This is a genomic window from Mycobacterium sp. NGS11 (genome assembly GCF_059813315.1).
Genome location: NZ_JCALEJ010000001.1, coordinates 45,782 through 64,622 on the forward strand (window position 1 = coordinate 45,782; position 18,841 = coordinate 64,622).

Annotated in this window: 17 protein-coding genes; 14 read left to right on the forward strand and 3 right to left on the reverse strand. The window is 65.0% G+C overall.

Annotation, left to right across the window (positions count from 1 at the left end; all coding sequences use genetic code 11):
• The first annotated feature begins 26 nt into the window (after positions 1–26).
• The 7 genes from AC5Y4T_RS00250 to AC5Y4T_RS00280 are packed head-to-tail and all read left to right on the forward strand — an operon-like array spanning position 27 to position 8,306.
• Positions 27–1,346: an amidohydrolase family protein gene (locus tag AC5Y4T_RS00250; protein ID WP_499951489.1), complete on the forward strand. Its 1,320-nt coding sequence runs from the start codon at positions 27–29 to the stop codon at positions 1,344–1,346.
• The gene (locus tag AC5Y4T_RS00255; protein WP_499951490.1) at positions 1,343–2,536 is read left to right on the forward strand and encodes an acyl-CoA dehydrogenase family protein; all 1,194 of its coding nucleotides are present in this window, start codon (positions 1,343–1,345) and stop codon (positions 2,534–2,536) included. The genes AC5Y4T_RS00250 and AC5Y4T_RS00255 overlap by 4 nt, the downstream gene beginning before the upstream one ends.
• On the forward strand, positions 2,526–3,614 hold the full coding sequence (locus tag AC5Y4T_RS00260; protein ID WP_499951491.1) for an acyl-CoA dehydrogenase family protein: 1,089 nt from the start codon (positions 2,526–2,528) through the stop codon (positions 3,612–3,614). Before AC5Y4T_RS00255 ends, AC5Y4T_RS00260 begins: the two co-directional genes overlap by 11 nt.
• Positions 3,611–5,752: a CoA transferase gene (locus tag AC5Y4T_RS00265; protein ID WP_499951492.1), complete on the forward strand. Its 2,142-nt coding sequence runs from the start codon at positions 3,611–3,613 to the stop codon at positions 5,750–5,752. The genes AC5Y4T_RS00260 and AC5Y4T_RS00265 overlap by 4 nt, the downstream gene beginning before the upstream one ends.
• A complete protein-coding gene (locus AC5Y4T_RS00270; protein WP_499951493.1) occupies positions 5,742–5,972 on the forward strand; it encodes a hypothetical protein in 231 nt (76 codons plus the stop codon). The genes AC5Y4T_RS00265 and AC5Y4T_RS00270 overlap by 11 nt, the downstream gene beginning before the upstream one ends.
• Positions 5,969–7,087, forward strand: coding sequence for a thiolase family protein (locus AC5Y4T_RS00275; protein WP_499951495.1), 1,119 nt, complete (start codon positions 5,969–5,971; stop codon positions 7,085–7,087). The genes AC5Y4T_RS00270 and AC5Y4T_RS00275 overlap by 4 nt, the downstream gene beginning before the upstream one ends.
• Before the next feature lie 4 nt (positions 7,088–7,091).
• The gene (locus AC5Y4T_RS00280; protein WP_499951497.1) at positions 7,092–8,306 is read left to right on the forward strand and encodes a cytochrome P450; all 1,215 of its coding nucleotides are present in this window, start codon (positions 7,092–7,094) and stop codon (positions 8,304–8,306) included.
• 18 nt (positions 8,307–8,324) lie between these two features.
• Here AC5Y4T_RS00280 and AC5Y4T_RS00285 read toward each other — a convergent pair whose 3' ends face one another.
• Positions 8,325–9,545, reverse strand: coding sequence for a CaiB/BaiF CoA transferase family protein (locus AC5Y4T_RS00285; protein ID WP_499951500.1), 1,221 nt, complete (start codon positions 9,543–9,545; stop codon positions 8,325–8,327).
• Positions 9,542–10,747, reverse strand: a complete 1,206-nt coding sequence (locus AC5Y4T_RS00290; RefSeq protein WP_499951502.1) for a cytochrome P450 — start codon at positions 10,745–10,747, stop codon at positions 9,542–9,544. Before AC5Y4T_RS00290 ends, AC5Y4T_RS00285 begins: the two co-directional genes overlap by 4 nt.
• 107 nt (positions 10,748–10,854) lie before the next feature.
• On the opposite strand from AC5Y4T_RS00290, the gene AC5Y4T_RS00295 reads away from it, so the two are divergent.
• Genes AC5Y4T_RS00295 through AC5Y4T_RS00320 form a run of 6 tightly spaced genes read left to right on the forward strand, consistent with a single transcriptional unit; the run spans position 10,855 to position 17,193 of the window.
• Positions 10,855–12,090 carry a CaiB/BaiF CoA transferase family protein gene (locus AC5Y4T_RS00295; protein WP_499919902.1) on the forward strand — a complete coding sequence of 412 codons (1,236 nt, stop codon included), beginning with the start codon at positions 10,855–10,857 and terminating at the stop codon, positions 12,088–12,090.
• Positions 12,091–12,119: 29 nt separating this feature from the next.
• Positions 12,120–13,316 carry a CoA transferase gene (locus tag AC5Y4T_RS00300; protein WP_499920206.1) on the forward strand — a complete coding sequence of 399 codons (1,197 nt, stop codon included), beginning with the start codon at positions 12,120–12,122 and terminating at the stop codon, positions 13,314–13,316.
• A complete protein-coding gene (locus tag AC5Y4T_RS00305) occupies positions 13,313–13,759 on the forward strand; it encodes a VOC family protein (protein ID WP_499919903.1) in 447 nt (148 codons plus the stop codon). Before AC5Y4T_RS00300 ends, AC5Y4T_RS00305 begins: the two co-directional genes overlap by 4 nt.
• A gap of 46 nt (positions 13,760–13,805) precedes the next feature.
• On the forward strand, positions 13,806–15,005 hold the full coding sequence (locus tag AC5Y4T_RS00310; RefSeq protein WP_499919904.1) for a cytochrome P450: 1,200 nt from the start codon (positions 13,806–13,808) through the stop codon (positions 15,003–15,005).
• A 2-nt stretch (positions 15,006–15,007) separates the two neighbouring features.
• Positions 15,008–16,051 (forward strand): acyl-CoA dehydrogenase family protein, encoded by a 1,044-nt coding sequence (locus tag AC5Y4T_RS00315; RefSeq protein WP_499919905.1) that lies wholly within the window; start codon positions 15,008–15,010, stop codon positions 16,049–16,051.
• A gap of 2 nt (positions 16,052–16,053) precedes the next feature.
• A complete protein-coding gene (locus AC5Y4T_RS00320) occupies positions 16,054–17,193 on the forward strand; it encodes an acyl-CoA dehydrogenase family protein (protein WP_499919906.1) in 1,140 nt (379 codons plus the stop codon).
• 11 nt (positions 17,194–17,204) lie between these two features.
• Here the strand turns inward: AC5Y4T_RS00320 and AC5Y4T_RS00325 are convergent, their stop codons facing one another.
• Positions 17,205–17,411, reverse strand: a complete 207-nt coding sequence (locus AC5Y4T_RS00325) for a hypothetical protein (protein WP_499919907.1) — start codon at positions 17,409–17,411, stop codon at positions 17,205–17,207.
• A gap of 119 nt (positions 17,412–17,530) precedes the next feature.
• On the opposite strand from AC5Y4T_RS00325, the gene AC5Y4T_RS00330 reads away from it, so the two are divergent.
• Positions 17,531–18,826, forward strand: coding sequence for an amidohydrolase family protein (locus tag AC5Y4T_RS00330; RefSeq protein WP_499919908.1), 1,296 nt, complete (start codon positions 17,531–17,533; stop codon positions 18,824–18,826).
• Positions 18,827–18,841: the final 15 nt, after the last annotated feature.

The window sequence follows — 18,841 nt, forward strand, 5'->3', positions numbered from 1 at the left end:
AGACATAATCTGTTAATTAGTCTAAAATGCATCAGGTGATTGATCCTCTCGATCTGGTGCTGATCAGCGTGGACGACCACACCGTCGAACCGCCCGACATGTTCGCTGAGCGGGTGCCACGCCGTTTCGCCGACGACGCTCCGCGCATCGTCGAGGACGCCGATGGCGTGTGTTTTTGGGAGTATGACGGTCTGCAACTGCCCAACATCGGACTCAACGCGGTCGCGGGCCGGCCCAACGATGAGTGGGGATTTGAGCCCTCGCGATTCAGCGACATGCGGGCAGGCTGTTACGACGTCGACGCGCGGGTGAACGACATGAACGCGTCCGGCGTGTTGGCTTCGCTATGTTTTCCGTCGTTTCCCACCATCTCCGGCGCGCTGTTCACGTACCGGGGTGACCGTGCGGTCTCCGAGGTGATGGTCCGCGCCTACAACGACTGGCACATCGAGGACTGGTGCGGCCGTCATCCCGACCGGTTCATCCCGATGGGCATTCTGCCGCTGTGGGATCCGGCGCTGGCCGCGGCCGAGGTGCATCGGCTGGCGGGGCTGGGCTGCCGGGCGGTGACGGCACCGCAGCACATCGGCAACTACGGCCAGCCGCCGTGGCAGGACCCGCACTGGGACCCGCTGTGGGAGGCGCTGTGCGAAGAGAACAGCGTGGTGAACATCCACATCGGCACGGGCGGCGGCATGCCCGTGCCGTCCGACCTGACCACCTACCTGGCGTACAACGCGATGATCCCCCTTGACACCCAGCGGTTCACGGCCGATCTGCTGTTCTCCCCGGTCCTCACGAAGTTTCCAACTATCAAGTTCTCCCTATCTGAGGGCGGCATCGGCTGGATTCCGTTCCTGTTAGAGCGATTCGAGGACATCTATTCCCGCCAGCGGGCGTGGACCGGAGACGATCTCGGTGATGGCCTGAGCCCCACCGACGTATTCCGGCGCAACTTCATGTCGTGTTTCATCCGTGACCGCGTGGGCATCGAGATGCGCGAGCGTATCGGGGTGGAGACCATCTGTTGGGAGATGGACTACCCGCACTCGGACAGTAGTTGGCCCGACGCGCCCGAGCAGCTCGCTACCCAGCTGCAGGGCTGCAGCGCTGAGGAGGTCGAAGCGATCACGTGGCGTAACGCCGCACGTGCTTTCGGCTACACGGGCGTTGAGCGACTCGGAAGAGCGAACTGCACCGTTGCGGCATTGCGTGGGAAGATCGCCGGCCTGGATCTGTCCGCCCCGAAGGTAGACGCCGGCCGCGCGCCGAAGGCAGGTGCCACGGCGATCACGTACGGGGACATGAAGGTGCGGATGGCCTCGATCCTTCGCGGTGGAGCGTGACCGAGCCAGACTATGGCGTCATCCTCGCCGACTCTGATCGCGAGTTCCGCGATGAGGTCCGCGCCTTTCTCGCATCAGCGCTGACGTCTGAGGTCCTGGGTCCCGGAGGTAACGAGACCGACCGCCTGGACCGAATGCGGTTGTGGCAGAGACGGCTTTACGACGCCGGTCTGGCCGCGATCTCTTGGCCCGTGCAGTTCGGCGGCCGCGCCGCCACACCCGTGCAGCAGCTGATCTTCAACGCGGAGATGGCTGCCGCCCGCGCGCCCGAGCCCATTAATCGGAGCGCCGTCAATCAGTTGGGGCCCACCATCATTCAGTGGGGTAACGACCAGCAGCGCGCACGATATCTGCCCAAGATTCTGTCCGGGGAAGAGGTGTGGTGTCAGGGCTTCAGTGAGCCCGAGGCCGGCAGCGATTTGGCTGCGCTGAAGACAAAGGCCGATATCGACGGCGACGAATTGGTGATCACCGGTCAGAAGATCTGGACTTCGAAGGCCCAATACGCGGACTGGATCTACATTCTGGCGCGTACCGATCCGACAGCGGATAAGCACCATGGAATCAGTTACGTCCTGGTGCCGTTGGGAACCCCCGGAATAGCGGTGCGCCCGATACGGCAGATCACCGGTCAGTCGGAGTTCAATGAGGTGTTCTTCGATTCGGTGCGTGTGCCGCTCGTCAATGTTCTCGGGCCGTTGAACGGCGGTTGGAAGGTGGCCAAGTCCACACTGGGCTTCGAGCGTGTGGGCCAGAGTCGCACTCATCGCATCGAGCGGCGGCTTGCGATCCTGGTCAAAATGGCGCAGGAGAAGAATGCGCTGGCCCGCAACGGATTTAACGACAGCTATGTCGCCGATCGGATCGTTGGATTCGCCGCGCAGGTGGAGGCGCTTCGGCAGATTTCGGCACAGGCGACCGCCGCGGGCGTCCGTGGTGTCAGCCCCGGCCCGGAGGCGTCGGTGGCCAAGTTGCTGACCTCGGAGGTCGACCAGGCGATGGCGAATTTCGGGTTGGAACTCGCCGGCCCCGCCGGCACGTTGGAGCGCGGCTCGGTGGGGGCGGTCAAGAATGGCAATGTCGCGCAGAGCTACTTGTTGATGCGGGCCGCGACCTTCGGCGCGGGCACATCGGAAATCCAGCGCAATGTGATCGGCGAGAAGTTGCTGGGGCTGCCCCGTGACTGCTGACGCCCTGTCGTCGTTGACCGAGATCGCCGACACCGCAGCAGAACTGGCCCGGCTGCGCGAGTCGGCCGACGATATCCTGCGGCGGGCATGGTCGCCGCAGGCATTCCGGAGCCTGCTCGACGGGCCCGGCCCGGCCTTCGACCCGGCGTTGTGGCAGACCATCGCCGAGTTGGGATGGCCCGATGTTTTGGTGAGCGATGCGGGCGGCGGGGGAGGCGAGGGTCTTCGTGAGTTGTGTGTGCTGGCCGAGGCGGCAGGCGCGGCAGCGGCCCCGGTCCCGCTGGGCGCAGCGGCTGCCGCAGGCTGGTGCGAGGATCGGCGCGCGGACGGCATCAGCCTGGTGCTACCCGAGTGCGGTGAACTCACCGATGCAGGCAACATCTCCGGAGTATGGCCGCTTGTGCCCTTCGCTGCGGTTGCGACCAGGCTCCTGGTCTGTGCCGGCACGAACGACCAGGCTGTTCTGGGTGTGGTCGACCCGACCGGCGCAGGCGTGTCATGCGAACCGGTCACCCCACTGGATCACAACCCTGCTGCCCGAATCTCCCTGCAGGAAGCGCCGATTGATGTCATCGAGTCGGGTGAGCCAGCCGAGGTCCGCTATCACGGCGCGACAATGCGTGCACTGGTCGCTCAGGTAGCCGAACTGGTCGGCATCGCCTCGGCCGCCAACGAAGCCGCGGTCGAATACGCCAAGCAGCGCACCGCGTTTGGCCATCCGATTGGTGCATTCCAGGCGGTCAAGCACCGCCTCGTCGATCAGCGGTGCGCGATCGAAGTCGGACGGGCCCTGGTCAACCGCGCCGCCGACGCGTGCCAGCACGGGCATCCCGACGCTGCGGCGCTGGCATCGCTAGCTGCATATTGGGGTATCGACTCGCTACGCGCCGTCCCTGAGGGCGCGACCCAGGTGTTCGGCGGCATCGCCTACACCTGGGAGCACCACGCCCACGTTCACCTTCGCCGCGCGGCGAGTGCTGCGGCGGGGCTCGGAGGCCGCGCACATCACCGCGACGCGGTCACGCGCTGGCTCAACGGCCGGCATCGCTCCGCCGCCAACGAGGAGCGTGGAAAGTGAACGCTACCGATCGAATTCCGTTCTTATCAGGAATCAACATCCTCGAAATCGGCGACGGAATAGCCGGTTCGGCGGCGACGGCCCTGCTGGCTAGCCTCGGTGCTGCCGTCACCAAGGTGTCCGAGGTAAAAACGACCGGCCGGGTTGGACCCGTGCTCAGCACCCCAGCGGGGCCCGTCGCGGCCGTCGACTTGACCCTCGATCGCGGCAAGCGAATCGTCGGATCGCCACCGGACCTGTCGGCACTGATCAATGAACACGACATCGTGATCGTGGACCACAACGCCGCCGTGGACCCACCCATGGCCGACAACGCCGTTGTGGTGACTGTCAGCCCCTTCGGACTCGATGGACCGCGGTCGTCTCAGCGGGGCGGTGAACTCATCGCTCAGGCTGCCGGCGGGCTGCTCGCCACGATCGAGGGAGCCGACGGAGCGCCGGTGCCCGCCCCGGGCTATGTCGCGCTCAAGGCGGCGGGCGCGGCCGCGGCGTTGGCCGCGTTGCACGGCCTCGATCAGCGCAACTCTACACAAGCATCGGTATTCGTCGACGTATCGGTTCAGGAGGCAGTGGCGTTCACCGCGGCTCTGCCAGAGTGCGCTCATGTGCTCTACTCGTGCCCGGGCAAGGCGGGCAGCGGCCGCTATGTCGCGCCGTCGGGTTTGTTCGGGTGCCGCGACGGGATGGTTCGCATCACCGCGGTGGAAAACCACCAGTGGCGGGGCCTGCTCGCCGCACTGGGCCATCCGGCGTGGGCCGAGGGGCTCGACGAACGAGACGCCCGGATCGACCATGCCGACCTGATCAATGAACATGTCCGTGCGTGGGCGGCAAGGCATGACAAAGAAGCGTGCGCAGCGCTGCTGCAGGCCAACGGTGTGCCGTCGACACCGGTCAATGCTCCCGCGGAAATCCTGACCTCGCCCCAGTTCGCTTCTCGCGGCGCGATTTCGACGACGGAACTTCGCGGTATGGCAGTGTCCGTATTGGACCCGCCATGGCTGGTGCACACGGGTGGGCGATCCGATCACCGACGCACCGGTCGCTTGACCGACCTGATGGTCACCGAGCTGACCCACGTGTTGGCCGGACCGATCACCGGGGCGCTGCTCGGCGCCATGGGAGCCCGGGTGTTGAGGCTGGAAGACCCTGAGCGACTCGACATTTATCGACGCATCGGCCCCTTCGCCGGGGGTCAACCAGGTGTCGAGCGCGGCGCCTATTTCGCGGTGGCCAACCATTCCAAGCGGAGCGTTCTGATCGAGCCTGGCCGAGCGGTGCAGGATGTCGCCGCGGCGCTGGCCGACTCCGACGTGCTTATCGAGAACGTCGGCGCGTCCCGACTGACCCGGCTGGATGTGGATCCTACGGCGGTTGCCGGCTCGGGCCGGCTCGCGGTTCGGGTGTCGGGCTTCGGGGCGACTGGGCCCATGGCGGGATACCGCGTGTACGCCAACAACGTTCAGTCCTACGGAGGTCTGGCCGGCCTGACCATCGGCTCCGACGGGTCACCCGCGCGGCTCGGTACGGTCCTCGCCGACCCGCTGTCCTCGGTGGTGGCCGCCACGGTGATAGCCGCGTGGGCCATCGGGCCCGCCCGCGATACCGGAGCGGTGATCGATCTGTCCATGGCCGAGGTGGTCGCGTCGACGGTGGCCGAGTTCGTCGGTGCGGCCTCTGTCGCCGAAGAGCCGGTGGACGACAACGCGTCTGCCTCGCACCGCGGGGTGTACCGAAGCCGCGACGGCCGCTTTGTAGCTGTTGAACTCGTTGAGCCCAGTGACTGGGAGTGTTTAGCGGGCTTCCTCAAAGCGCAGATGGATTCGCCGCACGGCGTGGTAACCGAGCAACTGGCAGCGCTGATCGCCGCTGCGTCGGCTGACGACGTGGCCGCGCGCTTGACCGCCGCGGGGGTGCGCGCCCAACCGGTGCAACGCGCCGAGGAACTGGTGGCCGACGAGCATCTCGTGGCCCGCGGATTCTTCCCCGAAATCACTCATCCCGACCCCGAGATCGGTACCGCCCGATTGGTCGGGCTGCCATGGCGATTCGCGGGCCTGGGCGCCATTCCGCTGGCGCCGCCGCCGGCGTTGGGCAATGCAAACGCTCGTCAGGAAAGGATGACCAATGCCCGGTGACCCGACCGCGACAGTGTGGGCCTCGACCTTCGTCCCGACGAAATCGCCGATCCCCGGTTATGGCCAGGACGGCTACAGCGTGGCATGGGTGGACACTCCCGACGGGCGGCTTCAGGTGCTGGTATCGGGTCCGAGGCCGGAACCGGGCACAGTCGGTCGTGTAGTCGAAAAGACCTTGGGTGACACCGCAACTGTGTTGTTCGAAGGGGATCCGACATGACCGGTGTACGCATTGCCGGAGTCGGCGTCACCCCGTTCGGCAAGTATGGTAATACCGCGCTGGCCGATCTCGGTGTTACGGCCGCCGAGAAAGCGCTTGCAGATGCCGGTCTCGACTATGACGCCGTCGGCGAGGTCTTCACTTCCAGTTCGATGGCACCGCCCCAGACAGGGTTGAAGGTGGCGCATCGCTTGGGCCGCACCGGAATTCCCGTGACCGCAATCGAAAGCGCCTCAGCGGGAGGCATGGTCGCGTTACGGCACGCCGTCTGGGCGGTCGCGTCGGGCCGTTGCCGCACGGCGCTGGCGATCGGCTACGAGAAGACGACGGCTCTCGAACCCGGCGGGGTGGTACCGGCCGCGGTCGATTTCTGGGACCGCTTCCCGCCGCAGATTCACTATGCTATCGAGGCCAATCGGTGGCTCTACGAGGCCCAGTGCGGTCCGGACGCAATCGGCGCCGTCGCAGCCAAGTCGTACAACCAGGCGAGGCTGAATCCGTTGGCGGCGCGCCGAACCGACGACGAGGTGACGGTCGAGCAGGTGATGTCTGCCCGCATGGTCGCCGAGCCGCTGACGAAGATGATGTGTCACGCCTCGGTGGACGGCGGAGCCGCGATCGTGGTGACGGGCGAAGACCGACCGCGATCGGTGGCGGTCAACTCGATCGAGCAGACAAGCTGGCCACAGGATCCGACGTGGCCCGTCAGGGGCCCCTGTGTCGGCCCTCCGTCACAGATCACGCTGACCGCTCAGCGGGCCTTCGATGCCGCGCAGGTCGTCCCAACCGATATCGGGGTTGTCTCCCTGCACGACATGTGCGCCAGCGAGGAGATCACCGCGCTCATCGCGATGGGCCTCGCCGACGTCAAGGAAGTGGCTGACCTTGCCCAATCAGGTGGCCTGGCGTCGGGCGGCCGCTTACCAACGAACACCGACGGCGGTTGCCTCGCCCGTGGCCACGCCTTCGGCGCGACCGGATTGGCACAGGCAGCTGAGATTGTCAGTCAGCTTCGGGGCGAAGCGGATTCGCGGCAAGTCCCCGATCCTCGGATCGGGCTGGCGCAGGCGATGGGCGGCGGCGGGTCCTGCGTCGTCGCCGTGCTGGGCCGGTGAACCCATGACGGTTCTTGATAATCCGATCCAGTTCTTCGGCGCGGACGCGGTACAAGACCCCTATCCGTTGTATGACCAGATGCGTGCCGTGGCGCCGGTGCATCGCATCGGAAATTCGGCGTTCTACGCCGTGTGCGGTTGGGATGCCGTGATGGAGGCCGTCGAACGGGTCGACGATTTTTCTTCGAACCTCACGGCCACCATGGTCTATCACGACGACGGGACAGTCACCCCATTTGAGCTGGGTTCGCCGGGGGATCAATCTCACGTGTTGGCCACCGCGGATGATCCGGTGCACGCGATGCACCGCAAAATCTTGCTACCGCACTTGTCCGCCAAGCGGGTCCGCATCATCGAGGAGTTCGCCGCCGATACCGCTGATCGGTTGTGGGACGAGCATCTGCGCGGCGGTCAGATTGAATGGATGAGCGCTGTGGCCAACCGGCTTCCGATGATGGTGGTGGCCAGGTTGCTGGGCCTGCCCGACGACGACGTCGACGACCTCATTCGCCTCGGCTACGCCACCACGACGTTGCTCGACGGGATTGTCACACCGGCACAGATCGAGGCCGCCTGGGCTGGAGCGGCCGAACTGTCCACGTACGTGATGGAGCATTTCGATAAGGCAGCCGGGAATTCCGACCACGGTCTCATCAGTGACCTGGCCGCACGCTGTTCGTCCGGAGAGCTTGAGCAAGCTCCAGCTCTCCGGATAATGCTGACCCTATTCAGCGCCGCCGGCGAATCGACGGCATCACTTCTGGGAAGCGCGGCATGGATTCTCACCGACCGACCCGAAATCCAAAAGCAGGTTCGCGACAACCCAGAATCCCTGGGCGCCTTCATCGAAGAGGCACTGCGCTGCGAGGCGCCGTTTCGTGGCCACTACCGACACGTCATGCGCGACACCACGCTTGGCGGAGTCGAGGTGGCCGCCGGCTCTCATCTGCTGCTGATGTGGGGAGCGGCTAATCGCGATCCGGCCCACTTCGACGCGCCGAACGAGTTTCGCCTCGACCGCGGTAACCCCAAAGGGCACGCGACCTTCGGCAAGGGGGTCCACTTCTGTGTGGGGGCCGCGCTGGCGCGATTGGAGGCCCAGGCCGTGTTCCGGATGTTGCTGGCGCGCACCAACTGGATCGAGGCGACCGACGTCGGGGAGTGGTTGCCCAGCATCTTGGTCCGGCGTCTGAACCGTCTCGAGTTGGCCGCTCGGTAGGCCGCGTGGGCGTCGCAGTCAGCCGATGGCGCCGCTGTCCTTGAGCGCGATGATTCGGTCCCAATCGTCACCGAGTTCGAGGATCAACTCCTCGGTGTGTTCGGCGAACTCCGGCGACGGACCGAGATGCAAAGGCGTCTCGTCGAACAGCACCGGGCTGGCCACCAAGTCGAACGGCTCGCCGTCGCCCTCGATTGTGACGATGCCGCCATTGGCGCGCACCTGCGGGTCAGTCGCCACCTCGGCCGTGTTGAGGACCGGGGCCCACTGGCCCTCGAAGTCCGCGAGCACTTTACGCCAGTGTTCAAGGGGGTGCGCCGCGATGGCGACACGCAGCACGTCGGTTGCCTCGTGGGCGTTCTCGGTCAGCAGCTCATGGCTGGCGAATCGCTCGTCGGCGGCAAGCTCGGGAACTCCGACCCGTTCGCAAAAGTCGGCGAAGTACCGAAACGCCTGCAGCATAGACAATCCCAGGAACCGGTTGTCGCTGGTCCGGTAGAAACCGGTGAGTGGATTGTGCGGCGCCACATTGGCACCGGCCGGATTGGCCACCCACGGCTCGCCGCTGACCAGGGCGGCGTTGACGGCCACGCCCATCGCCCACACACCGACACCGAGCAGCGAGATGTCCACTGTGCGTGCCACGCCCGTCCGTTCGCGCTCGAATAGCGCCGCGGCGATGCCACCAGCGATCGTCATGCCGCCAAGTGAATCGCCGTACGCGGGGCCCGGTTGCGCGATTACTCCATTGAGGTCACTGGGCGTCGTGCTGGCGGCGCCGGCGGCGCGACTCCAGAACCCCGTCATGTCGTAGCCGCCCTTGGCGCCATCATCACCGAGCGGACCGTAGGCGCTGCCACGGGCGTAGATGATCTTCGGGTTGACCGCCCGGACGTCGTCGACGTCGATCTTGAGCTTCTTGCGGGCGTCGGGCAGAAAATTGGTGAGAAATACATCGCTGGTCCGTGCAATATCCATCAGCAGCTCGTGCCCGTCAGGCGTCGAAACATCGAGCGCTATCGACCGTTTGCCCCGGTTGGCGTGCTCCATCACGGGATTGCGCCGGCCTTCCACGGTGATGTTGCCCAGCTGACGCAGGCCGCGCTGCGAGTCGCCGGTGCGAGGGTGCTCAACCTTCAACACATCGGCACCCCAGTCGGCCAGCACAGCACCCGCCGCAGGAACGAACGTCCACTGCGCGACCTCCAGGACGCGCACGCCGTCCATGGGTCCGCTCATCGGTAGTTCAGCACCACCGGCAAGTGGTCGTGGGTGTGGACCAGCGCAGAGGCCCGCGGCACGCGTTCGCCGACAACGTGAATGCCTTTGGCGCGCTTGGCGATTTCGTCCAGCAGCAAGCGCGCCTCGCGCCGAGCGAGCGCGGCCCCCATGCAGAAATGTTCACCCACGCCGAATCCAAGGTGACTTGCAGCGTCGTCGCGGGTGATGTCGAACTGCTCGGCGGTCGGTCCCCAATGGTCCTGGTCGCGATTGGCCGATGCATACGCCAGCAACACGCCGTCGCCTTTCCTGACGGTCGCGCCGCGCAGGTTCACATCGTTGGCGGCCTGGCGGGCCATGCTCATCACCGGCGTCCAGTACCGTAGGACCTCCTCGACCGCGTTGGCGCTCAGACTTGGGTCTGCGAACAACTTCTCCGCTTGGTCGGGATGCCCGTCGAGGCAGTCTGCGATTCCCGCGATCAGGCTCTGCGTAGTTTCGCTGCCCGCCGCCAGCAGCGTCAGCGCGTAGATCATCACCTGCGTCTCGTTGAAAGGTTCTCCGTTGACCGTCACCTCCGACAACAGGGTGAGCAGATCGTCTTGTGGATTGTCCTTACGTTCGGCGACCAGACCTAGCAGGTACGGGCCGATGTGTTCGAAAATGAACGCGAGGTCATCGTCACTGGCCATTCCGCTGCCGACGTTCGCGATTGTGGTCGCCCAACCCGCGACCCTGGGCCAATCCTCCTCAGGTACTCCGAGCAGGTAGGCGAAAACATAGACAGGAATGGGCTCGGCGATCCGCTGGATCCAATCGAACTCACCATCCGGCAGGCCCTCGAGGACGTCGTTGACGACTTGGCGTACCCGCGCTTCCATCTTGGCGACCGCCGCCGGCGTGAAACGGACGCCGATGGCCTTGCGATGCTCGCGGTGTTCCGGAGGATCCATGAACATGATGCCGCGGCCCTGGTATCCCTGTGGGTCGCGGCCCTCCCGGTGCGCGATCAGATCCATCATGATGCCGATACGCTCGGACTTGAACTTCTCCGGACGCGCCGAGATGCCCTTGATGTCTTCGTATTTGGTAATAACCCAAAACTTGCCCTCCTCGTACCAGTGCACGGGGTCGGCTTCGCGCAACTGCGCAAATGTCGCGTTCGGGTCGCCGAGGTAGAACGCCGGCTCGTCGAACCGGGCGGCTGCGATCGTCACCATAGAGTGAACAATAGAACATTGAGTGTCAATCTGCGAGCACCGGCCACCTAACCACGCATGCACCCCGCCTGTTGGCAGAAGAACAAAATCTGTTTTATTGTTACACAGTGACCAGCGCCTTATCCCATCTTCGCGTGTGCGACCTGGGCGGCCAGCTGGCCGGGGCCGGTGCGACGAAAATTCTGGCGGCCTTCGGCGCCGAGGTGATTCGGGTCGAGGATCCGGTTACTCGCGGGATGTGGGACGCACTGCGCGGCGTGGGCCCGTTTGTCGACGATCGCAGGGGGGTCAACCTGGGCGGAGGTTTCAACAACCACAACGTGGGCAAGCTCGGCGTAACCATCAACCTGCGCGTCGACGCCGGTAAGGACCTGCTCCGCGAGCTGATCGCGGTGTCCGACATCGTGTGTGAGAATTTCGCGGCCGGCGTGCTGACCAGAATGGGCTTCGGCTACGACGAGCTGCGACGAATCAAACCGGACATCGTCTACGTGTCGAATTGCGGCTTCGGCCACACCGGTCCGTATCGAGATTTCAAGACCTGGGGCCCGATCGTGCAAGCCCTGAGCGGGCTCACGTTCACAGCCGGGCTGCCCGGCAGGGAACCCGCGGGATGGGGCTTCTCCTACATGGACCACATCGCGGCGTACTACATGGTCGTCGCGATTCTGGCGGCGGTACACCACCGCGAACGCACCGGCGAAGGCCGGCATGTCGATTTGGCGACGGTGCCGGCCGGCATCGCTATGCTGCCCACCGAGGTGCTCGACTGGACCGTGAACAAGCGGCGCGCACGCTCAACCGGGAGTCCCCACGGCAATCGCGCCGACTTTGGTGAGATGGCCCCGCACGGGATCTACCCGTGCCTGGGTGAGGACCGCTGGATCGCCATCGCTTGCCGCGACGATCGCGATGTCGCGGTGCTTGCCAAAGTCGTTGACAAACCGGAACTGACCGCCGACCGGTTCGCGACACTCGAGCAGCGGCTCCGCGCCGCCGACGAGCTCGATGAATTGCTCAGCGCGTGCACCCGGACGCGCGAGGCCCCTCTCCTGGCAAGCGAACTCACCGCTGCGGGAGTTCCCGCCAGCGTTGTCAAGTCGCCCCGTGAACGCATCGACGAAGATCCCGACCTAGCGGACTGGGGTCTCTTCCCGGCCGTGGAGCACCCAGAGATCGGGACGGTGCGGGTCGAGGGGCTGCCGCTGCGAATGTCGGCCTCGCCGTGGAATGTCACGCGGGCGGCGCCCTGCCTCGGCGAACACAACCGCGAGGTGCTGGGCGGATTGCTCGGTCACAGCGGTCAGGAACTGGACGAACTGACGAAGCAGGGTGTGATCTGAACGCACTAGCCGGAATTCGCGTCGTCGAGATCAGCGACCAGTTCACGCCCGTTGGTGGGCGGGTACTCGCCGAACTCGGCGCCGACGTGATTGTCGTTGAACCTCCGACCGGATCTCCACACCGGTCGCGGCCACCGTTTGCGCTCGAGGTTCCCGGGCCCGATGCCAGCCTGCGGTGGTGGGGCGGAAATGCCGGAAAGCGCTCGGTGACAATTGATCTCGACACTCCGCAGGGAGTAACTGCGCTGCAGCGCCTGATAGCAGGCGCCGACATTGCAATTTCGGGGGCCGGGCCGGTGGGCGATGGCCCGCTTGGCTACGTCAAGACCGCCGCCGATAACCCGTCGTTGATCTGGGTGGCGGTCAGCCCGTTCGGCCTGAACAGTGCGCGAGCCGACCAACCGGTCACCGACCTCACCATGCTCGCCGGAGGGGGTCCGGTGTGGAACTGCGGCTACGACGATCATTCGCTGCCACCGGTCCGCGGTGCCGGCGAGCAATCCGCAAACCTGGCCGGAATGTACTGCGCGATCGGAGCATTGGTTGCGCTTGCCCATCGCGACCAGACCGGAGAAGGGCAGCTGGTCGACGTCAGCGTCAACGCTGCCTGCAATGTCAGTTCCGAGCAGGTGACCTACCACTGGCTGGTCAACAACGAGACATGCGTCCGACAGACCGGTCGGCATGCATACTTCACACCGAGTCAGCGGACCCAAGTTCTGTGCGCAGACGGCGCGTACGCCACCACCGGCGTGCTGCCCCGGAAACCACACGAGTTCGCCAACCTGCTGGCGTGGCTCACCGAGCTCGATCTGCTCGACGAGTTGCCCGAGGCCGTGTTCCTGGAGCTGGCCGCCTCCCGCGACGCGCCGGTGGACATCGCGCAGATCGGCGCCGACGACGAAACCACCGCAATCCTGACGGCGGCCCGCGAGGCGCTCACCCTGATCGCGTCGCGATTGCCAGCCAAGGCGTACTTCCTGGAAAGCCAGCGCCGCGGGTTTCCGGCCGGAGCGCTGCTGTCACCTGACGAGGCATTCGAGGACGAACACGTCGCTGCCCGTGGGTTCAAGGTGCCGGTGCGCCACCCGGAGTTCGGGGAAACGTTCAATTACCCGGGCACACCGTATGTGTTCAGTGCCGCACCGACGACGGCCCTGACTCGCCCGCCTCTTGTTGGCGAACACAACGCACTGCTCGACGAAATTGTCGACGACGCCCCATGAGCGGCGGCCACCGACTCGCTCACATCGGACTATGTGTCAGTGACATTGGCCGGTCAGTCGGATTCTATTGCGAGGCTCTCGGATTCGATGAGGTCAGTCGAATGCACGTCGAAGGGCCTGAGACAGCACAACTGCTAGACGTGCCCGGACTGGTGCTTGACCTTGTTTACCTGCAGAGGGACGGATTCCGCCTCGAGTTGCTGAGTTACGCGGCGCCAGGGGTTCACGGCAATGTCGAGCCGCGGCAGATGAATGCGGTGGGATTCAGCCATCTGTCGTTTCGCGTCGACGACCCAGACGACCTCATCGCGCGGATCGAGCGCTCCGGGGGGCGGGCACGACCCGAACGGACGGTGACATTCGAAGGTGGCAACCGCGGCCTGATGGCCACCGACCCCGACGGCAACTGGCTGGAGTTGATTGAGCGCCGCCCTAGACAGTGATCAACTGATCACAAAACGTTCGATTGTTCAGCCAAATGATAGAGTCATGGCTGTGCCGGCCACCAGTGAGCTGATGTATTCGCCGTTCTCTAAGGCGATCTTCGACAATCCGTACCCCGTCTACCGGCGACTGCGCGACGAGGCACCGGTCTACCGGGATCCCGAGGACCGCTGGTGGGTGCTGTCCAGATTCGACGACGTCTCACGGGCACTCCGGGACTGGGAGACCTTCTCGTCCAAGCTTGGTCCGGCACCGGAGAATCCCGATAACGACGGCCGCAAATACTCCGTAATCTCGATGGACCCCCCTCGCCACGACCGTATTCGCGGCGTCCTCAAGGGCTTCTTCACACCAAAAGCGGTCGCCGCGATGGAGTCCGCCCTGCAATCGGTGGTCAACACTCATCTTGACCGGCTGCGCCCCGGAACCACCGTCGACGCCATGGAGGCCTTCGCGTTCTCGGTTCCCACCGACGTGATCGGCGACCTGCTCGGCGTGCCGCACGGCGATCGTGCGCGGCTGCGCGTCTGGTGGGAGGCCTTCCTGACGCGCGAGGAAGGCGAAGTGGTCATGCCGGCCAAGGCCATCGAAGCGAATCGGATGATCAGCCAGTACATCGGCGACCTCATCGAACGGCGCCGCACCGAACCCGGGGACGATTTGATCAGCATCATGCTGCAGGCCACCTTCGACGACCCCGAGGCCGGCGGTGAGCGCTCGTTGACCGCGCACGAGGTGCTCATGTTCTGCAACCTGCTTTCGGCCGCGGGGTCGGAAACCACTCAGAAATTGATCTCCAACGGCTTGGTCGCCCTCGCGGAGCATCCCGACCAGTGGCAGCGAATTATCAAAGACCGCAACCTTATTCCTGTCGCCGTCAACGAGGCACTTCGTTATGACACCCCGAGTCATTGGGTGGCCCGCACGCTGACGCGGCCCATCGAGCGGCACGGTGTCACCATGAACGCCGGAGACTGGGTGCTGCTGCTCCTGGGCAGCGCGAACCGGGATGAACGTCGATACAAAGACCCTGACCGTTTCATCATTGGGCGGCCTCGCGGCACCGACGTCTATTTCGGCTGGGGAATCCACATCTGTCTTGGGCAGTGGCTGGCGCGCCGGGAGGCGCAACTGGTGTTCGAGTACATCGCCAAGAAATTCCCGAACTACGGCATCGGGGCGCTCGAGCGGGTGCTCACCGCGACGGTGCGCGGCTACACCCGCGTGGAGATGACCCTGCGCTGACCATGGACATCGCGTTCACCGACGAGCAGCAACTGCTGCAGGACACCGCCACTCGGCTGGGGGAGAGCCTCGCCGTCACCGGCCCCGAACAACTACCTACCGATGCGGCGCTCGACGCACAGTGGCGCCAGGTTGTGGAACTTGGTGTGCCGACGCTGCGCTCGCCTGCCCTGTGCGGACTCGCGGCCAGCGGCGTGGAAACCGCCATCGTCATCGAGCAGCTGGCACGAGCCCTCAGCGCCGTACCGGTGATAGGCCAAGCGGTGCTGGCCACCGAGCTTTTAGAGGCTGCCAGTGCCGAGGACGAACTGCAGCTCGTCGCGGACGGAAGCCTGCGGGTGGCGCCGGTGCTGACGATGGACTTGGCGGGATTCGCAGCGGCGAATCAGCCTGGAGTGGCATTCGACGCGGCAGGTGCTACCCACGCACTACTATCGGTCCGAACGGATGGTCGACGCAAGCTCGTCTGCGCGCCGCTGGATGGTGATAAGGCGGCTGCCCTCGACCTGACCCGCGTGTTGCACCGCACGCCAGCCGATTTGGCGGCTTCGGCAGTCGCGACCGGGGAGCCCATCAGTGATGAGCGTTGGCTGCGGGTGGAGTCGCTGGCCATGACCGCGTTCGCCGCCGACCTTGTCGGCGTCATGCAAGGCGCGCTCGATGATGCGGTGCGCTACGCCGGCGAACGCGCGCAGTTCGGAGTCAAGATCGGCTCATTCCAGGCGGTGGGGCATCTGCTCGCGGATGCCCTGGTACAAGTGGAAGGCGCCCGCAGCTGTCTGTGGCACGCCGCGTGGGCGATCGACCAACTGCCGGTTGAGGAGGCGCGGTTGGCAGCGATGACGGCGAAGGCATACGCTGCCGCGGCGGGCCGCGAGGTGGTGGAGACGAACATTCAGGTGTTCGGCGGCATTGCGATCACGTGGGAGCACATCTCGCATCTGCGGCTGCGTCGTACGCTGCTGGACCGGCGCTTATTCGGTGACGAGGTGGTTCACTATGACGCCATCGCGGCGATGCGGTTGGCCAACCGGGAGTTGGCGTAGCGATGGACTTCAACGACAACGCGCCCGAAGCGCAGTTCCGCGCCGAGCTGAGGCAGTGGCTTTCCGAACACACCGCGGACGCTTCGATCCCCGAGGATCCCGCCGCCCGCGCCGATGCGCAAAATGCTTGGCATCAAACGCTTTACAAAGCCGGGTACATCGGGCTCTCCTTCCCCGTCGAGTACGGAGGGCACGGCAAGGCCCCCATCTACGAGGCGATACTCAACGACGAACTCGGCCGCGCCGGCGCCCCGCCCATAGAGGGGGTCGGCCACCTCAGCAACGCCTTGCGGTTGTTCGGTACGGACGAGCAACGAGACACCCTGCTGCCCGGACTGTTGTCCGGCCAGGTGCGGTGGTGTCAGGGATTCTCCGAACCCGAGGCTGGATCCGACCTCGCCGGCCTGAAGACCCGCGCCGCGTTGATCGAGATCGAGGGGCGTCAGAGCTTCCGCGTCAATGGCCGCAAGATCTGGACGAGCTTCGGGGCGGTCGCCGACTGGTGTTTCCTGCTGTGCCGCACCGAGTCCGAGGCCCCCAAGCACGCTGGCATCTCGGCGCTGTTGGTACCGATGTCGACGCCAGGGATCCAGGTCCGGCCGATTGTCAATGCCGCACGCAACCGGGAATTCACCGAGGTCACGTTCGACGACGTGGACGTACCCGTGGCCAATCTGCTAGGTGAGCGCGGCCAGGGCTGGTCCATCGCAAGCCAGCTGCTGGCCTACGAGCGCGGTCCTGGCGACATCAACTGGGTCAGCCGGCTCTCGACACAATTGCGGCGGCTCGAGAACGACATCCGGACCGGCTGGCTCCTCGACTCACCCGCGGCGCGGGCCCGGCTTGGACAGGCCTACGTGGAGTTACGCGCTCTCCAGGTCAAGGTTCAGCGCTCACTCACGGAGCGCCAACGCGGCAAACTTCCGGGTCCGGAGGGGTCGGTCGACAAGCTGCTCATGGCCCGTGCGGACCAGTACTTGGGCCACACCATGATGGATCTGTGCGCCAGCGGCCCTCTGCTCACCGAGGGCCTGGAATGGGACATCTACCTGTGGTCGCGCGCCGCCGGCATCTACGGGGGCACCGCGCAAATCCAGCGCAACATCGTCGCGCAGCGGGTGCTTGGGCTGCCACGCGCCTGAGCAGGTGCCGGTTAACCTGGCCCGGCCTCGGTCAGGTGTCTGTACGCCTCTTTGAGACCGTTGAGCCGCCTTTCGAGGATCTCGTCGCCCGCGTGGGCCCCGCTGAGTTTCGTGTCGACCTCGGCTATCTCCGCGGAGAGCCGTTCGGCCGCTTCACCCTTGGTGAGCAAATCTTGGTCGGCCCAGTCGTCATGGGGGATGCGTTCATGCGAGTCCATCGTCTCTCCTCAGTGCACCATTGGTTTGAGCCTAGGTGGAGATCGGCGTTATAGTCAGTTAGGCATAAAGTGTTTAGTTGTACTGTAACGCATGAATCGGAAGAGTTGAGGACTGGACGATGCCCCTGCAACCATCGATGAAGCTTCTGTCGGTCGACGATCACCTCATCGAGCCACCCCATGTCTGGATCGACAGGCTGCCGAAGAAGTACATCGATCAGGGTCCTCGCATCGTCGACTTCCCGCGCGAGGGTGCCCCGCCCATGCAGCAGTGGGTCTATGAGGGCCGACCGTATCCCAACATCGGGCTGAACGCGGTCGCGGGCAGGCCCCCGGAGGAGTTCGGCGTCGATCCGATTCGCTACGCCGACATGATCCCTGGATGTTATGACCCGAAGGCCCGTTTGGCCGATATGGACATCGACGGTGTCCACGGGATGTTGTGCTTTCCGTCGTTTCCCCGATTCTGCGGCACGGTCTTCCTCGAGGGGCAGGACAAGGAACTGGCGCTGCTGGGCGTCAAGGCGTGGAACGACTTCTCGCTCGATGAGTGGTGCGCTACGGATCCCGCCCGCTTCATCCCTATGGCGATCACTCCGCTGTGGGATCCAGCGCTCATCGTCGCCGAGATCGAGCGTGTGGCGGCCAAGGGAGCCCGGGCGATCGGCCTCCCGGATAACCCGACAAACCTCAAGCTGCCCAGTTATCACACCGCGTACTGGGAGTCGGTGTGGTCGGCGTTGGAAGAGACGAATCTGACGGCGGTGATGCACTTCGGCAGTGGCGGATTCCCGCCTCAGACGGCGCCGGAGGGGCCGTTCGCGGTGATGATCACGTTGATGGGCACCACGTCGATGGCCGCGGCCACCGAGCTCATCTTCTCGCCGGTGTTCCATAAGCATCCAAACCTCAAAGTGGCGTTCTCCGAAGGTGGCGTCGGCTGGATGCCTTACCTAGTCGAGCGCGCGGATTACGTCTGGCGCAAACACAAGTACTACCAGAACATTCACCCGACCGTGGCGCCGTCGAAGCTGTTCCGGCGCAACATCTCCGGATGCTTCATCGAAGACGAAGTCGGGATGGCTATGCGGCACCAGATCGGAATAGACAACATCACCTGGGAGTGCGACTATCCTCACTCCGACTCGTTCTGGCCTAAGAGCCGAGCGCGCGCCGAGGAGATGCTGGCCGATGTACCCGACGAGGAAGCTGCCAAGATCGTCGAGCTCAACACTCGGCGCTGGTACGCATTCCCGGAGGAGGGCTTCAAGTCCTGCACGGCGGACTCGGGGTGGCGCCCGAATGACGGCAACCCGGCCGACTATGACTACGACGAGGTCATGGCAAGTCATGGCGGGGTCGGCATGGAGGCCTTCATGAACAAGATGGAGGAGCAGAAGGCTCAGAAGGTTTGAGCCTGAAGCGTTCGG

Bases quoted from the DNA above. Each gene is read 5' to 3' on its own strand.
- AC5Y4T_RS00250 (WP_499951489.1), top strand. From the start codon at position 27: ATGCATCAGGTGATTGATCCTCTCGATCTGGTGCTGATCAGCGTGGAC.
- AC5Y4T_RS00270 (WP_499951493.1), top strand. From the start codon at position 5,742: ATGCCCGGTGACCCGACCGCGACAGTGTGGGCCTCGACCTTCGTCCCG.
- AC5Y4T_RS00275 (WP_499951495.1), top strand. From the start codon at position 5,969: ATGACCGGTGTACGCATTGCCGGAGTCGGCGTCACCCCGTTCGGCAAG.
- AC5Y4T_RS00280 (WP_499951497.1), top strand. From the start codon at position 7,092: ATGACGGTTCTTGATAATCCGATCCAGTTCTTCGGCGCGGACGCGGTA.
- AC5Y4T_RS00285 (WP_499951500.1), bottom strand. From the start codon at position 9,545: ATGAGCGGACCCATGGACGGCGTGCGCGTCCTGGAGGTCGCGCAGTGG.
- AC5Y4T_RS00290 (WP_499951502.1), bottom strand. From the start codon at position 10,747: ATGGTGACGATCGCAGCCGCCCGGTTCGACGAGCCGGCGTTCTACCTC.
- AC5Y4T_RS00305 (WP_499919903.1), top strand. From the start codon at position 13,313: ATGAGCGGCGGCCACCGACTCGCTCACATCGGACTATGTGTCAGTGAC.
- AC5Y4T_RS00310 (WP_499919904.1), top strand. From the start codon at position 13,806: ATGGCTGTGCCGGCCACCAGTGAGCTGATGTATTCGCCGTTCTCTAAG.
- AC5Y4T_RS00315 (WP_499919905.1), top strand. From the start codon at position 15,008: ATGGACATCGCGTTCACCGACGAGCAGCAACTGCTGCAGGACACCGCC.
- AC5Y4T_RS00320 (WP_499919906.1), top strand. From the start codon at position 16,054: ATGGACTTCAACGACAACGCGCCCGAAGCGCAGTTCCGCGCCGAGCTG.
- AC5Y4T_RS00325 (WP_499919907.1), bottom strand. From the start codon at position 17,411: ATGGACTCGCATGAACGCATCCCCCATGACGACTGGGCCGACCAAGAT.
- AC5Y4T_RS00330 (WP_499919908.1), top strand. From the start codon at position 17,531: ATGCCCCTGCAACCATCGATGAAGCTTCTGTCGGTCGACGATCACCTC.